This is a genomic window from Pseudomonas sp. 1, from assembly GCF_056626735.1.
This window is the reverse complement of sequence record NZ_JBWXMQ010000029.1, coordinates 1-15095: the sequence shown is the minus strand read 5'-3', so window position 1 is coordinate 15095 and position 15095 is coordinate 1. Positions and strand designations below refer to the sequence as shown.

Here is a 15095-nt window from a genome sequence, read left to right as displayed (position 1 = left end):
AGCTGAAATGACCGACAACCTGATTGAAATCCGCGACCTGCGCGTCGCCTTCGCCGGGCACGAAGTAGTGCACGGTGTGAATCTCGACATCCGCCGTGGCGAGTGCCTGGCACTGGTCGGCGAATCCGGCTCGGGCAAGTCGGTGACGGCGCACTCGATCCTGCGTCTGCTGCCAGGCAAAACCGTCAGCAGCACGGGCAGCATCCGCTACAACGGCGTGGACTTGCTGCACGCCAGCGAACAGCAGCTGCGCGGCTTGCGTGGCAACCGCATCGCGATGATTTTCCAGGAGCCGATGACTTCGCTGAACCCGTTGCACACGGTGGAAAAACAGATCAGCGAAGTGCTGGAGATCCACAAGGGGCTCAAGGGCCGCGCCGCGCGCCAGCGCACGCTGGAGCTGCTGGAACTGGTCGGCATTCGCCAGCCGTTGCAGCGCTTGAAGGCTTACCCGCACCAGCTCTCCGGCGGCCAGCGGCAACGGGTGATGATCGCCATGGCCCTGGCCAACGAGCCTGAATTGCTGATCGCCGACGAACCGACCACGGCACTGGACGTAACCGTGCAGCAGAAGATTCTCGAGCTGCTGATCGAGTTGCAGCAACGCCTCGGCATGTCGCTGCTGCTGATCAGTCACGACCTCAATCTGGTGCGGCGCATCGCCCAGCGGGTGTGCGTGATGCGCCACGGGGAAATCGTCGAACAGGCCGATTGCGCAACGCTGTTCCGCGCCCCGCAGCATCCTTACAGCCGCCTGCTGATCGAGGCGGAACCGTCCGGCGCGCCGGTGCAGAGTCGCTACGATCACAACCTGCTGGAAGTGGACGATCTGAAAGTCTGGTTCCCGCTGCCCAAGACGTTGTTCAGCCGCACCCAGGAATACATCAAGGCCGTGGACGGCGTGAGTTTCCGGCTGCAACGGGGCAAGACCCTGGGCATTGTCGGCGAGTCCGGCTCGGGCAAGTCGACGCTGGGCCAGGCGATTCTGCGGCTGGTGGAATCCGAGGGCGACATTCGGTTCGGCAACAAGCAATTGAGCCTGTTCAATCAGCGCTTGATGCGCCCGTTGCGGCGACAGATCCAGGTGGTGTTCCAGGACCCGTTCGGCAGCCTCAGCCCACGGATGTCGGTGCAGCAGATCATCGCCGAAGGCCTGCTGACCCACGGCATCGGCACGGCGGAGGAACGTGAGGCGGCGGTGATCCGCGTGCTGGAGGAAGTCGGCCTCGACCCGCAGAGCCGCCATCGCTATCCCCACGAATTCTCCGGCGGCCAGCGCCAGCGCATTTCCATCGCTCGGGCACTGGTGCTGGAACCGGCGCTGATTCTGCTCGACGAACCGACCTCGGCGCTGGATCGCACGGTGCAGAAACAGGTGGTGGAATTGTTGCGGCAATTGCAGATCCGTCACGGCTTGACGTACCTGTTCATCAGCCATGACCTGGCGGTGGTGCATGCGCTGGCGCACGACTTGATGGTGATCAAGGACGGCAAGGTGGTGGAACAGGGAGCGTCGCGCCAGATTTTTGCGGCGCCGCAGCATGCGTATACCCAGGCGTTGCTGAAAGCCTCCGGCCTGAAGCCTGACAAAGATCCCTGTGGGAGCGAGCTTGCTCGCGAAGGCGTCGGATCAGTCAGCATTTATGTGGCTGACACACCGTATTCGCGAGCAAGCTCGCTCCCACAGGGGTAATCGATGGGGTTTGAAGTTTATTTTCCGGCCACTGCATCCAAACCGCTCCGTCGCGGGTAGTCCCTGTAACAGCCCATTTTCGGCTGTCAGCGGTCTACCCTTTTCGGAGAAACACTGATGAACATCACCCAACTGATTGGCCTCACCGGTTTGCTCGCCGTTGCCTCGACAAGCTTTGCCCAAAGCAGTTATCCCGATGCGATCAAGGTGCCGGACGGCCACAGGATCGCGATGGAAACCACCGGGGTCGGCGAGATCACCTACGAATGCCGGGACAAGGCCAATGTCGCCGGCCAGACCGAGTGGGTGTTCGTCGGCCCGAAAGCGGTGCTCAACGATCGCAGCGGCAAGCAGGTCGGCACCTACTTCGGCCCGCCCGCCACCTGGCAGGCGCAGGACGGCTCGAAAGTCACCGGCACGCAACTGGCCGTTGCACCATCGAGCCCGGGCAACCTGCCCTATCAACTGGTCAAGGCCAACCCCGCCGAAGGCAAAGGCGCCATGAGCGGCGTGAGCTACATCCAGCGCGTCGCGCTCAAGGGTGGCGTGGCGCCGGGCAGTGAATGCACGGCGGCGAACAAGGGTCAGAAGGAAGTGGTGAAGTACCAGGCCGATTACATTTTCTGGGCGGCGAACTGAGCCTGACTGGACGTTTGCTCGATGCTTGCTAGATTGCAGGACATGCCATTGCCCGAAACCGCGTTCGATTACGAAGCCCGCCTCGCCGCCTGTGCCCGCGGCGAGCGCGGGGCCCTGCACGAATTGTATGTGCAGGAAAGCCCGCGCCTGCTGGGTGTGGCCCGGCGTCTGGTGCGTGACGCGGCGCTGGCCGAAGACATCGTTCACGACGCCTTCATCAAGATCTGGGCCGGCGCGGCGGGTTTCGACCCGGCGCGCGGTTCGGCCCGGGGCTGGATGTTCAGCGTGACCCGCCATCTGGCGCTGAATGTGTTGCGCAATCACGACCGGGAAACACCGCTGAACGACAACAACGAATCTCCGGCGATTGATGACGGCTTCGACGCGCTGGCGCAATCGACCCGCATCCATCGCTGCCTGCATCAACTGGAACCGCAACGTCGCCGCTGCATCCTTCACGCCTATGTCGACGGTTACAGCCACGCGCAGATCGCCCAGCGCCTCGACACGCCGCTGGGCACCGTCAAAGCCTGGATCAAACGCAGCCTCAATGCGTTGCGGGAGTGCATGGGATGACCACCGAATCGGCGCAGGAACGCGATGAACTGGCCAGCGAATACGTGCTCGGCACCCTCTCAGCCGAAGCGCGCGCCGAAGTGCAACGACGCTTGCCCAACGAGCCCGAGCTGCAAGCGGCCGTGGACGCCTGGGAGCGGCGTCTGCTGGAACTGACCGACCTCGTCCCGGCGCATCAGCCCTCGTCGCAACTGTGGCAACGCATTGAACGCACTGTCGGGCAACTCACCCATAAACCGGCACCAGAGATTTCCTGGTGGAACCGCCTGTCACTGTGGCGCGGCTTGAGCGCTGCGGGGCTGGCCGCAAGCTTGCTGCTGGGGTCGATCCTGTTGACCCAGACCACGCCGAAACCGAGCTTTCTGGTGGTGCTGGTCGCCCCGCAGGACAAGGCACCGGGCTGGGTGATCCAGGCCAGCAGTCCACGGGAGATTCAGTTGATTCCACTGGGCGTGGTCGAGGTGCCGGCCGACAAGGCCCTGGAGTTCTGGACCAAGGCCGACGGCTGGCAGGGGCCGGTGTCGCTGGGGCTGGTCAAGCCGGGGCAGGCGCTGTCGATCCCGCTGGACAAGCTGCCGCCGCTGCAACCGAACCAGTTGTTCGAGCTGACGCTTGAAGGCGCCAACGGCTCGCCGATCGGCAAACCCACCGGGCCGATCCAGGCGATTGGCCGTGCCGTGAAGGTGTTGTGACGAACCATCATCGGCGTCGATGTTCACCATCACGTCAATGAAGTTCTCTTAAAAAATCCCGGGCGTAACATCCGCTCCATACCAAACAAACAACACCCCCGGAGCACACCATCATGAAACGCCAAGTCATCCTCAGCATTGCCCTTTCGGTTCTGGCCTTCAACGCATTTGCCGCCAAACCGGCCCACACCATGATCGCCGAAGGCGGTTCCGATCGTCTGATCGAACGCCGCGTTGCCGAAGGTGGCTCGGATCGTCTGATCGAACGCCGCGTCGCTGAAGGTGGCTCGGATCGTCTGATTGAACGTCGCGTCGCTGAAGGTGGCTCGGATCGTCTGATTGAACGTCGCGTCGCTGAAGGTGGCTCGTATCGTCTGATCGAACGCCGCGTCGCTGAAGGTGGCTCGGATCGTCTGATCGAACGCCGCGTCGCTGAAGGTGGTTCGGATCGTCTGATCGAACGCCGCGTCGCTGAAGGTGGTTCGGATCGTCTGATTGAACGTCGCGTCGCCTGAATGAATGGCTTGACCGCAACAACCCAGAAAAAACCCGGCTCCCGTCAGCCGGGTTTTTTTATACCTTTTTGATCGTCCTCAGCCCTTGGTCATGCAGCGCCGATAGCGCTCGTCGACCCGTTTGGCAAACCACGCCGTGGTCAGTTTGCGGGTGATCTTCGGGCTTTGCAGCACGATGCCCGGCAGCACCGCACGAGGCAATGTCTTGCCTTCCGCACGCTCCGCCAGCTCGAACACCTGCTGATACAGTCTGGTTTCCTCGAAGGCCAGGCTATCGCCCTTCTCCAGTTGATCGCGGATCACCGGATTACGCATGCCCAGCGATTTGCCGAGGGTGCGCACCGCCAGTTCCGTGCTGCCCGGCATGATCGCGCCCGGGCGGATCAGGTCGCCATCCAGCGCCAGCGCAATGCCCGAAGCGCGGCTGACCGCGTTTTGAAACGCCGCGTTGCGACTGGCGTACCAGCCGGCGTTGAAGTCGGCAAAGCGGTACAGCGGCTCGCGGTAACTCACCGGATACCCCAGCAAATGCGCGATACCGAAATACATCCCGCCACGACGGGTGAACACCTCGTGACGAATCGTCCCGTCCACCGGGTACGGATAGTCCTTGGCGTGCTGCTCGGCGAATTCAATGCTGACCTGCATCGGCCCGCCGGTGTGCACCGGGTTGAAACCGCTGAACAGCGTACGGCCCATCGGCACCGAGCCGATGAAGTCATCGAAAATCGCGCTCAATTCCTTTTCACTGCGGGCGGCGCTCAGGCGTTCGCTGTAGGTTTTGCCGTTGGGCGAGCGCACCTGCAAGGCACCACTGACCAACAGGCTCGGGATATGCACCTTGGCGGCGCGGCGGTCGATTTCGTCACGTGCGATCTTGCCCAGGCCGGGCACCGGCGGATCGACCTGAAAGGTCGATTCCTGCTCGGCAACGGCCAGCACCGAACACAGGTTTTGCGTGGTCGGGCTGATGCCCTGGGCGGCGAACGCGGCGTAGATGTCGGTGGCCCAGCCCTGGCGGTCGACGGTTTTTGCCGGCAGCAGGCGCACGATCTGCGCCTTGACCTCGGCGGGCGGGCGCGGCGCCGGTTCGATGCTGCGTTGACCGGCGCAACCGGCCAGCACCAGCAGCGCGGCGAGGCTGACGAATAATCGAGGGGTGTGCATAACGCTTCATCCAGTCCGTTGAGCCGGGTTAACCCTACGCTCAATCGCAGGGTGCAGGATAGGACTGCGGGCCGGCGGCGCTGTTCCATCGTCCCGTTTGGCAGGCCGACTGGCCGCCCTCGCCGACTGATCCATACTTGCTGCTGCACACGTAGCGGCATGCCGCAGGTCAGGACACGCGAGGAGGACAGACCATGAACCGCAGTGATGTTCTGATCATCGGCGCAGGCCCCACCGGACTGGTGCTGGCCTTGTGGCTGAGCAAACTGGGCGTGCGCGTGCGCATCATCGACAAGGCCTCCGCGCCAGGCACCACGTCGCGGGCGCTGGCGGTGCAGGCGCGCACCCTTGAGCTGTACCGGCAACTGGATCTGGCCGACACAGTGGTGCGCAACGGCCATCGGGTGGCCGCGGCGAATTTCTGGGTCAAGGGCAAACCCGTGGCGCAACTGCCGCTGAACCGGATCGGCGAAGGCCTGACACCCTATGCCTTTCTGGAAATGTACCCGCAGGACGAACACGAACGGCTGTTGATCGACCGCCTCGAAGACTACGACGTAACCATCGAGCGCAACACGACGCTGGAGAGCTTCACGGAAAACGGCGACGGCCTCACCGCGCATTTGCGCCTGCCGGATGGCGAGCAGGAAATCTGTCAGGCCTGCTATCTCGCCGGCTGTGACGGCGCCCGCTCGGTCGTGCGCAAAACCCTCGACACCGGTTTTCCCGGTGGCACTTATCAGCAGATTTTCTATGTCGCCGATGTGCGGGCCAGCGGCCCGGCGCTCAACGGCGAGTTACATCTGGATCTGGACGAAGCGGATTTTCTGGCGGTGTTCCCGCTGGCCGGCGAAGGCCGTGCGCGGCTGATCGGCACCGTGCGCGACGAACGTGCTGATCGCGCCGAAACCCTGGAGTTTTCTGATGTCAGCAATCGCGCCATCGAGCACCTGAACGTGCACATCGAGGACGTCAACTGGTTCTCCACCTACCGCGTGCATCACCGCGTGGCGGATCACTTTCGCCAGGGCCGGGCGTTTCTGCTTGGCGACGCGGCCCACGTACACAGCCCCGCCGGCGGTCAGGGCATGAACACCGGCATCGGCGATGCGATCAATCTGGCATGGAAACTCGCGGCAGTGCTCGGCGGCGCTGCCACACCCCAACTGCTCGACAGCTACGAGACCGAACGCATCGCCTTCGCCCGACGGCTGGTGTCGACCACCGACAAGGTCTTCAGCTTCGTCACCGCCGAAGGGCGCATGGCCGACCTGCTGCGCACACGGCTGGCGCCGTTCCTGATTCCGAAAATGGCCTCATTCGAGTCCAGCCGCGAATTCCTGTTTCGCACGGTGTCGCAAATCACCGTCAACTATCGGGGCATGGCGCTGAGCGAAGGCGTGGCCGGGCACGTCCACGGCGGCGACCGCTTGCCGTGGGCCCATGATGGCGAGGGGGATAATTACGAGCCGTTGCGCCAGCCGTGCTGGCAGGTGCATGTGTACGGCGACACCAGCGACGAGATGATCGCCTGGTGCAATGAACATCACTTGCCGCTGCACGTGTTCGACTGGCGTCCGGCGTTTGAAACGGCAGGACTGGGGCGCAATGGCTTTTACCTGTTGCGCCCGGATACCTATGTGGCGATTGCCGACAACAGCGCGGATCCGAAGGTGATCGAGCGGTACTTCCGTGATCACGGGATCCGTCCGTTTTTTACCTGATTCAGAACACCACAAACCACTGTGGGAGCGAGCTTGCTCGCGATAGCGGTCTGTCAGTCAATGCAGGGTTGTCTGATACGCCGATATCGCGAGCAAGCTCGCTCCCACATTGGGTTTTGTGGTGTTGCTTAAATCCCGGCCAATGCCAGGTCCATCGCAAAGTAGGTGAAGATCAGGTCCGCACCCGCGCGCTTGATCGCGCCGAGGCTTTCGCGCACCACGCGGTCTTCGTCGATGGCCCCGGCCTGGGCGCCGAACTTGATCATCGCGTACTCGCCGCTGACCTGATACGCCGCCAACGGCAGGTTCGAGGCTTCACGGATGTCGCGGATGATGTCCAGGTACGCGCCGGCCGGTTTGACCATCAGTGCGTCGGCGCCTTCCTGCTCGTCGAGCAACGATTCGCGCAGGGCCTCGCGGCGGTTCATCGGGTTCATCTGATAGCTTTTGCGATCGCCCTTCAGCGCGCTGCCGCCAGCCTCGCGGAACGGGCCGTAGAGCGCCGAGGCGAATTTGGTCGAGTAGGCCATGATCGGAATCTGCGTGAAGCCGGCATCGTCCAGCGCCCGGCGAATCGCCCGCACCTGGCCGTCCATCGCCGCCGACGGCGCGATCACGTCGGCACCGGCACGCGCCGCCGCCACCGCTTGTTTGCCGAGGTTGATCAGGGTCTGGTCGTTGTCGACTTCATGGTTGTGCATCACGCCGCAATGGCCGTGGTCGGTGTATTCGCAAAAGCAGGTGTCGGACATCACGATCATCTCCGGCACGGCGTCCTTGGCGATCCGCGACATGCGCGACACCAGCCCGTTTTCGCGCCAGGTGTCGCTGCCGTTGGCGTCCAGATGGTGGGACACGCCGAAGGTCATCACCGACTTGATCCCGGCCCGGGCGTAACGCTCGATTTCACCGGCCAGTTTGCGCTCCGGAATGCGCATCACGCCGGGCATGCTCTTGATCGGCACGAAGTCGTCGATCTCTTCTTCGACGAAGATCGGCAGCACCAGATCGTTGAGGGAAAACTCGGTTTCCTGGAACAGGCTGCGCAGGCTCGCATTGCGGCGCAGACGGCGTGGACGTGCTTCGGGGAACTGACTGGACATGGGGCCTTTCCTGAAAACAGCGGATGAGACGAAAGTCGTAGGGGGCGAAGCTTATGCCTTGCGAGGATCGAGGTACAAACCTGGATCAATCAACAGTGCATTACCCAGGACGCAATAATCATCAGAACAACCCAATGACCTGTGGGAGCTGGCTTGCCAGCTCCCACAGGATCAGATGTACAACCCTGAAATCAGGAAGGGATGGTCAGGCCGCGCACGACGGCCGGCCGCGCCAGGAAGCGCTCCAGCACCCGGGTGACGTTCGGGAAGTTATTGATGCCGACCAGATCGCCCGCCTCGTAGAAACCGATCAGGTTGCGCACCCACGGAAACGTGGCGATGTCGGCGATGGTGTAGCGCTCGCCCATGATCCAGTCGCGCCCTTCCAGACGGGTGTTCAGTACGCTGAGCAGGCGCCGGCTTTCTTCGACGTAACGGTCACGGGGACGTTTGTCTTCGTAGTCCTTGCCGGCAAATTTGTTGAAGAAACCGAGCTGGCCGAACATCGGGCCGATGCCGCCCATCTGGAACATCAGCCACTGAATGGTTTCGTAGCGCAGCGCGCCTTCCTGGGCGAGCAACTGGCCGCTCTTGTCGGCGAGATAGATCAGGATCGCGCCGGACTCGAACAACGGCAGCGGTTTGTCCTCGGGGCCGTGGGGGTCGAGGATCGCCGGGATCTTATTGTTCGGGTTCAGCGACAGGAATTCCGGGGACATCTGGTCATGGGTGTCGAAGCCCACGCGGTGCGGCTCGTAGGGCAGGCCGATCTCTTCGAGCATGATCGAAACCTTGACGCCGTTAGGTGTCGGCAACGAATAGAGCTGAATCCAGTCAGGGTACTGCGCCGGCCATTTCTGGGTGATCGGGAACGCGGACAGATCGGTCATGTGTAGCATCCAGTCACAAAATGAAAGGCCTGAGCATAATCCACGATCAGCCCTATGGCTCGGGTTCTTTACACCCTCGCCCGCCCGCTTACTTAAATCCGCAACATCCTGTGATTAACCTTCCCTTCAATCGCAGGGGCCGAAAGGTAAAGTGCGGCGCACGCAGCCGGATCGAACCAAACAGGCCTCAGAGGGCTCCAAGCAAGCCATTGATGACAGGGAAAACTTCCGGCGTGCGAGCCCGGTGCAGAGGTTTGTCAGCCTTAACCGAACAGACTGAAGAACCCTATATCCCATGACGAACTTGATGAAATTCGCCAAACGCTTCAAACACCGCGCCTATGTGGCCCTGCCCACTCTGCTGGCGGTCAGCGCGCTGTTCCTGTCGCTGGAATCCAGCGAAAGCCGCGCGCAAACGGTGGACGGCACCCAGACCCTGGTGTTCCTGCGCCACGCGGAGAAACCCGCCGGTGGTCTCGGCCAGCTCAACTGCCAGGGCCTGAACCGGGCCATCGACCTGTCGACCCTGCTGCCGGAAAAATTCGGCAAGGCCGACTATGTGTTCGCCGCCAACCCGACGCGCAATGTCGAGGAAGGCGAACTGGACAACTCCTACAGCTACATCCGCCCGCTGATGACCATCAGCCCCGCCGCGATCAAACTCGGCCTGCCGGTGAACATCGAATTTTCGGCCAACGATACCAGTGACCTCGCCCGCGAGTTGACCAACGACAAGTACCACAACTCGACCATCTATACCGCGTGGTCACACGGCTACCTTCCTGAATTGATCAACAAGGTTGCCGGCAACGCGGTAGGCGGAAAACAGAAAATCACCGATGACTGGGAATCCAGCGATTACGACTCGCTGTATGTGCTGACGCTGACCTGGCACAACGGCAAGGCCAGCCTGCAGAGCCACAGCTACAAACAGGGGCTGGATAACGGCCAGGAAAGCTGTCCGACGTGAGCAGTGGGCAGCCGGGTCGGAGCCCTTCAGGGGTTCCGGCTCATCCGCTGACTCAGATATTCGACGACCGCTCCGCGCTCCCCCACAAACTCGATACGTCCACCTTTCTTCTCGCGCTGAAATACATACATCGGATCGTAATACTCGCGCAGCAACCCCTCGATCCAGCCCCGATGCAAATCCACCGCACCACTGCGGCCCTGCTCTGCCAGCGCTTCTTCCATCAGGAGCAACATCCGCCGATGCCGCTCGCCGCCCAGGCGCTTCTGCACATTGTCCAGGCTGGCCAGCAATCGCTCGGAAAACAGCGCAAAGCCTTCGTCCCCATGCACAGCGCTGAACTCGGCGGACAAATCCACCACATAGTCACGCAGGATCCGCTCGACACGGTTTTCAAAACTGTCCTCCAGCCAGACCATCGGGTATTGCTGCATGCCCTGATACAGCGGCAACGGCAACGCGCAGCTGCCGACCACCCGGCTTTCATCCTCAAGTACAAACTGATCATTGCCGGCGGCACGTTTTTTCAGAAAGTCGATGGCCAGCCGGTTCTCGAAATCGATGTTTGACGGCTGGCCGGTGGCGCGTTTGCCAAAGCTGGAGCCACGATGATTGGCATGCCCTTCAAGATCGATGCCGTTGCGCAGTTGCACCAGCACTTCGGTCTTGCCCGTGCCGGTCATGCCGCCCAGCAACACGAAATCACACTGGGCCGTTGCCTGTTCAAGGGTGTCGATCAGAAAGCCGCGCATCGCCTTGTAACCACCACCGACTCGCGGGTAGTCAATGCCGGCCTCGTCCTTGAGCCAACGCTGCACGATCTGCGAACGCAGGCCGCCACGAAAGCAATACAGATAACCCTCGGGATGCGCCCGGGAAAAATCCGCCCATGCCTGAATACGTTCGGCCTTGACCGACCCGGACACCAATTGATGGCCCAGCTCGATGGCGGCTTGCTGACCGTGATGCTTGTAGCAAGTGCCGATTCTCTGCCGCTCGATGTCGTTCATCAGCGGCAGATTGACCGCACCGGGGAACGCGCCCTTGTGAAACTCGACCGGCGCACGGGCATCCATCAGTGGCCGGTCGTTGAGGAAGATGTCGCGGTAGTCGGTGAAGTCGGCGGCCATCAATTCACCTCGACCGCGTGGCTCTGTCGCCCGATCAATTCACCGATCGGCTCAAGCGCGAGGCCGAGTTCGGCAGCGACGGCGAGAAATTCTGCATTGCCTTCGGGGGTGACGGCCACCAGCAGACCGCCGCTGGTCTGCGGATCGCACAGCACCCGTTTGTGCAATTCCTGCACCCGTCCGACCCGGCTCGAATAACTGTCGAAATTGCGCAGAGTGCCGCCGGGCACGCAGCCCTGTTCGAGGTAGTACTCGATGCTCGAAAGACGCGGCACCCGATCATAAAAAACCCGCGCTGTCAGGTGACTGCCGTCGGCCATCTCCACCAGATGCCCGAGCAGCCCGAACCCGGTGACGTCAGTCATGGCGGTGACCCCGGCCAGTTTGCCGAAACGGCTGCCGGGCTTGTTCAGCGTACACATCCAGTCCCGGGCCACGCCGATGTCGTCGGGGCGCAGCTTGCCTTTCTTTTCGGCGGTCGTGAGGATGCCGATGCCCAATGGCTTGGTCAGGTACAGCAGGCAACCGGCGGTGGCGGTGTCGTTGCGTTTCATGAAGCGTTTTTCCACCAGCCCTGTGACGGCCAGCCCGAAAATCGGCTCCGGCGCATCGATCGAATGCCCGCCGGCCAGCGCAATCCCCGCCGCATCGCACACCGCGCGTCCGCCGCGAATCACGTCTCGCGCGACTTCCGGCGCCAGCACGTTGACCGGCCAGCCGAGGATCGCAATCGCCATCAGCGGATCGCCGCCCATGGCGTAGATGTCACTGATCGCATTGGTGGCAGCGATGCGGCCGAAATCGAACGGGTCATCGACGATCGGCATGAAGAAATCCGTGGTCGAAACCACCCCGCGCTCGGCATCGATTTCATACACCGCCGCATCATCGCGCGACGCGTTGCCGACCCACAGTTTCGGATCAAGGTTCTGCGCCCCGCTGCCGGCCAGAATCACCTCCAGCACCTTGGGCGAAATCTTGCAGCCACAGCCGGCGCCGTGGCTGTATTGGGTCAGACGGATGGGTTCTGTCATGGGGAGTCTCCGGAAAACAGTGGGGCGAATACTAGCAGAGAGGGTGGGAAGCACGTCTCGCCAAACTGTTTCTCACTGCCTCCGAGGCTACCGCTGCACCTCGGCAAAGATCTCGGTGATCGGCCGATGCGGCTGGCGCTTTTGCAGTTGACGTACCTGCTCGCTCAGCCGCAGCAACTCTTCACTCGGTTTGGCCCATTGATCCTCCGGCAGCGGCTCCGACCATTGGCGCATGGCCTCGGGCAGTGCCTGTTTGCCGATCCTTTCGAGGCGGCGCACTTCCCATTCGACGAGGCGGTTGGGAATCGTCCACAAGGTCATGACGTGATAGAGGTACCAGAAGAAACCCGACAGCCGAGAACGTGAACCGTCGCGGATCTGCTGATGCATGCGCGCTCGGGCGTTGCGGAAGGTGTGCAGGCCTTCGTGAGACGGGTCGTCGGGGCCTTGCAGGTCTTGCAGGTCCTGGATCGATTTGAGGTCGTGGATTTCGTATTCCATGTAGCCGCGAATGGCTTCCCAATGGCTGATGGCAAGCGGCAGGCCGGCGCATTGGAATTCGAGGCTGGTGAGGGTTTCGCCTTCGTAGAAGCCGATGCCCATGCCGTATTGGCGGTGGATGCCGTATTGGGTAGCGCCCTGGGCTTCGATGATCCAGGCGGAGAGGGATTCCCAGGGGACGAAGACAGGTTCGGTTTCGCCTTCAGGCATGAAGCAGACTTCGCGGCGTTGGCGGTTGAAGCGGGTTGGGATGATTGAGGCGCGTTTTTTGTGGTTGTGGTGCCAGACTCCAATACAAATGGAAAGAGCCCAAAAGCCGCCTAACAAAGCGAGTCCAAAAGATTCATCGAAAATACCCTTGATTGCGTGAGAAATATCATCCCAGCCCATGCCAAATAAAAGGAACATGAAACCGCCAATAAGCGGAAATAAGAATGCGACCAAGAACATCCCACTGAACGGCAATCCAACAGTCACTTGCCACATGAAAACTTGAGGAGTTCCTAATCCAAAGTCCATGTACCCATCATTCAGCTCACCAATATGCGGACCGTAAGGTGGCATTAGTGTTGGTAATGGCAGTGGAGCGAGAGAGGTAATTTTTCCGCTCGGGAAGGGCTCGATATCGCCTGCTCTTCTGGGCTTTTCAGGCGGCGGCATATCTAACTTATCGAGATAATTCAGCATGATCGGCCTGCTCCAGAAATTGTGTTTCAACCAGTAGCATGGGCGGGTTCCCCTTGACTAGTTGAGCCGTGACAACAGCGAAATGCCCTTCACCCTTTGGGTCTAGATGTATGACGCGAGTCCGCGACGTCCACTCGCCTTTGTCACCCATTTTTTGAATGCAAACTGCCAGTTCCAACGTTTCTTTCGCGGGAGTGAACTCCGAATCAGGATCCACCGGGTAGTGAAGACAAAGCACCAGTCCCTCGGGCGTTGAGTTGACGATGCGCAGGCTACTTAAAATCTGATCGCTGATCACGTCCTTGCGTTCTCGCGGCGCTCCTCGGCTATGCAAGGGAATGGAAATACGGTGCGCGCCAATACCTAATCGATATTTCGGTTTGCCTCCCCAAGGAGGCAAGAGATCACTCAACGTCAGTCTTGGCAGCACCAGATGGATATCGCTGGGTTTGGCTTTGAACAACAGTTTTTTCAGCCAGGAGTCGTATGGATTTGGGCCAAGTTGCGCATAAGGCGCGTGGATCAGAAAGGCCAGATAGCTTTGATAGTCATCCAGTGTGTGATCACCGCGCATTTCCGTGTCCCGGCTCCAAGGCGTGATCTTTAGCCACTTGTCGTGGGCGCTAAGGTTGTAGCGGTTGAACAGCCAAGTGCCGCTGAATTCCAAAACTGTGAATAACGCGCCCGCCAAGTTGAAGCGGAAAAACACGGTAGAAAGGCGTGTGCCGGCTGCCGCCCAAGCAGCTCTTCGTGCCGCAGTGTTTTCCGCAGCCAGCACGTTGTACCCAGCGTGAACTGTATGACCCAACCCGTAAGAGTTAACCGCTGTCATACCAGTTGCACCGATTGTGGCTAAAGCCGCGCTTCTCTCGGCTGCAACATTTCCACTACGAATTGCCTGCTGCCAACTTTTAAGCTGATTCTTTAGGTTGGAGAACGAAGCTAAAAATCCTAGAAAGTATGTAAAACCTCCCAACCCAATATGTAATTTCCCCATCTGCACATGCACGTGCTGCAAGGCATGATGCTGAAGCCCAGCAACAAGCGCCGTGCCCCGAGCTTTCAATGCCGTATCAGCCAGACTTTGTGCCGCCGTGAACCCAGCAGCACCAGTGGCCATCAAGGCATTCAAAACCGGCCCCCAACTCCTTTCGTTCTTGGACTGCTGTTTCAGCTCCTTTGCTGCCCCCACCAAATTCACCACCTGCACCAAAACCACCACCAACCCCATCCCTTCCGTCTTCACCAGACTCCCCGCCGACACCCCACCCAACCCCATCCGAATATTCCCCAACAACCCGCGCAGTTCCTGCTGCTGCGCCGGCGGAAACACCACCGTCACCCCTGCCCTTGCAGGCGTCGCGCCGTACAACCGGGCCGAGCGATCCGGCAGTTCTTCAATCGGGCTTAACGCTGCCGCCAATCGCCCTTCGATCTGCGTCAATTGAGCCCGCACCCGCACAATTTCTTCCTGCAACTCCATCGCCCGTGGAGTCTTGTGCCCCTGGCGATTCTTGTTGTGGGTGATCTGGTTGCGTTCGCGGTTGAGGGTCTTGAGGTATTCGCGTTCGCGCAGTACTTCCTTGATCGCCGTTTGCAGCGCGGACTGCTCAGCCGGGCTGGCGACGGTGAAGGTCACGCCGCTGGTTTTTGCCGCGTCGAACAGGCGCAGGCGCAGTGCTTTGGGCAGGCGCTGGAACAGTTCATCGAGGTCGGGGATTTTTTCGGCCGAGAGGTCGAAGCCTTCCAGCACGCGGTTCAGGCCCAGGTTCAG

Annotated in this window: 13 protein-coding genes and 1 pseudogene; 7 read left to right on the top strand and 7 right to left on the bottom strand. The window is 61.0% G+C overall.

The window, feature by feature from the left end; genetic code table 11:
- Nucleotides 1-7 precede the first annotated feature (7 nt).
- The 5 genes from AC1MDC_RS27745 to AC1MDC_RS27725 all read left to right on the top strand — a co-directional run bounded on the left by AC1MDC_RS27745 (nucleotide 8) and on the right by AC1MDC_RS27725 (nucleotide 4115).
- Nucleotides 8-1693, top strand: a complete 1686-nt coding sequence (locus AC1MDC_RS27745; protein WP_480394117.1) for an ABC transporter ATP-binding protein — start codon at nucleotides 8-10, stop codon at nucleotides 1691-1693.
- Nucleotides 1694-1810: 117 nt separating this feature from the next.
- Nucleotides 1811-2332 (top strand): DUF3455 domain-containing protein, encoded by a 522-nt coding sequence (locus tag AC1MDC_RS27740; protein WP_085703299.1) that lies wholly within the window; start codon nucleotides 1811-1813, stop codon nucleotides 2330-2332.
- Nucleotides 2333-2374: 42 nt separating this feature from the next.
- The gene (locus tag AC1MDC_RS27735) at nucleotides 2375-2908 is read left to right on the top strand and encodes a sigma-70 family RNA polymerase sigma factor (RefSeq protein ID WP_480394130.1); all 534 of its coding nucleotides are present in this window, start codon (nucleotides 2375-2377) and stop codon (nucleotides 2906-2908) included.
- Nucleotides 2905-3600, top strand: coding sequence for an anti-sigma factor (locus AC1MDC_RS27730; RefSeq protein ID WP_480394116.1), 696 nt, complete (start codon nucleotides 2905-2907; stop codon nucleotides 3598-3600). The genes AC1MDC_RS27735 and AC1MDC_RS27730 overlap by 4 nt, the downstream gene beginning before the upstream one ends.
- Before the next feature lie 113 nt (nucleotides 3601-3713).
- Entirely contained in the window at nucleotides 3714-4115 is a 402-nt protein-coding gene (locus AC1MDC_RS27725; protein WP_480394115.1) for a phage infection protein, read from the top strand.
- A 78-nt stretch (nucleotides 4116-4193) separates the two neighbouring features.
- Here the strand turns inward: AC1MDC_RS27725 and AC1MDC_RS27720 are convergent, their stop codons facing one another.
- Nucleotides 4194-5282: a DUF1615 domain-containing protein gene (locus AC1MDC_RS27720; protein WP_480394114.1), complete on the bottom strand. Its 1089-nt coding sequence runs from the start codon at nucleotides 5280-5282 to the stop codon at nucleotides 4194-4196.
- A 194-nt stretch (nucleotides 5283-5476) separates the two neighbouring features.
- Between AC1MDC_RS27720 and AC1MDC_RS27715 the strand changes: the two genes are divergently transcribed.
- Nucleotides 5477-7006: an FAD-dependent oxidoreductase gene (locus AC1MDC_RS27715; RefSeq protein WP_480394113.1), complete on the top strand. Its 1530-nt coding sequence runs from the start codon at nucleotides 5477-5479 to the stop codon at nucleotides 7004-7006.
- Between the two features lie 128 nt (nucleotides 7007-7134).
- Here the strand turns inward: AC1MDC_RS27715 and hemB are convergent, their stop codons facing one another.
- Nucleotides 7135-8109 carry a porphobilinogen synthase gene (gene hemB / locus AC1MDC_RS27710; protein ID WP_085648205.1) on the bottom strand — a complete coding sequence of 325 codons (975 nt, stop codon included), beginning with the start codon at nucleotides 8107-8109 and terminating at the stop codon, nucleotides 7135-7137.
- Between the two features lie 191 nt (nucleotides 8110-8300).
- On the bottom strand, nucleotides 8301-8999 hold the full coding sequence (locus AC1MDC_RS27705) for a glutathione S-transferase family protein (RefSeq protein ID WP_085698925.1): 699 nt from the start codon (nucleotides 8997-8999) through the stop codon (nucleotides 8301-8303).
- Between the two features lie 295 nt (nucleotides 9000-9294).
- Between AC1MDC_RS27705 and AC1MDC_RS27700 the strand changes: the two genes are divergently transcribed.
- Nucleotides 9295-9969 (top strand): histidine phosphatase family protein, encoded by a 675-nt coding sequence (locus AC1MDC_RS27700; RefSeq protein ID WP_085698923.1) that lies wholly within the window; start codon nucleotides 9295-9297, stop codon nucleotides 9967-9969.
- Nucleotides 9970-9995: 26 nt separating this feature from the next.
- Here the strand turns inward: AC1MDC_RS27700 and mnmH are convergent, their stop codons facing one another.
- From mnmH to AC1MDC_RS27680, 4 genes and pseudogenes are all read right to left on the bottom strand, one after another.
- Nucleotides 9996-11099, bottom strand: coding sequence for a tRNA 2-selenouridine(34) synthase MnmH (gene mnmH / locus AC1MDC_RS27695; RefSeq protein ID WP_480394112.1), 1104 nt, complete (start codon nucleotides 11097-11099; stop codon nucleotides 9996-9998).
- The gene (selD, locus tag AC1MDC_RS27690; protein WP_085698919.1) at nucleotides 11099-12133 is read right to left on the bottom strand and encodes a selenide, water dikinase SelD; all 1035 of its coding nucleotides are present in this window, start codon (nucleotides 12131-12133) and stop codon (nucleotides 11099-11101) included. Before selD ends, mnmH begins: the two co-directional genes overlap by 1 nt.
- Nucleotides 12134-12220: 87 nt before the next feature.
- Nucleotides 12221-13321 carry a hypothetical protein gene (locus tag AC1MDC_RS27685; RefSeq protein ID WP_480394111.1) on the bottom strand — a complete coding sequence of 367 codons (1101 nt, stop codon included), beginning with the start codon at nucleotides 13319-13321 and terminating at the stop codon, nucleotides 12221-12223.
- Nucleotides 13302-15095, bottom strand: a pseudogene (locus AC1MDC_RS27680) (toxin VasX); the annotation flags it as partial. The gene AC1MDC_RS27685 and the pseudogene AC1MDC_RS27680, both read right to left, overlap by 20 nt.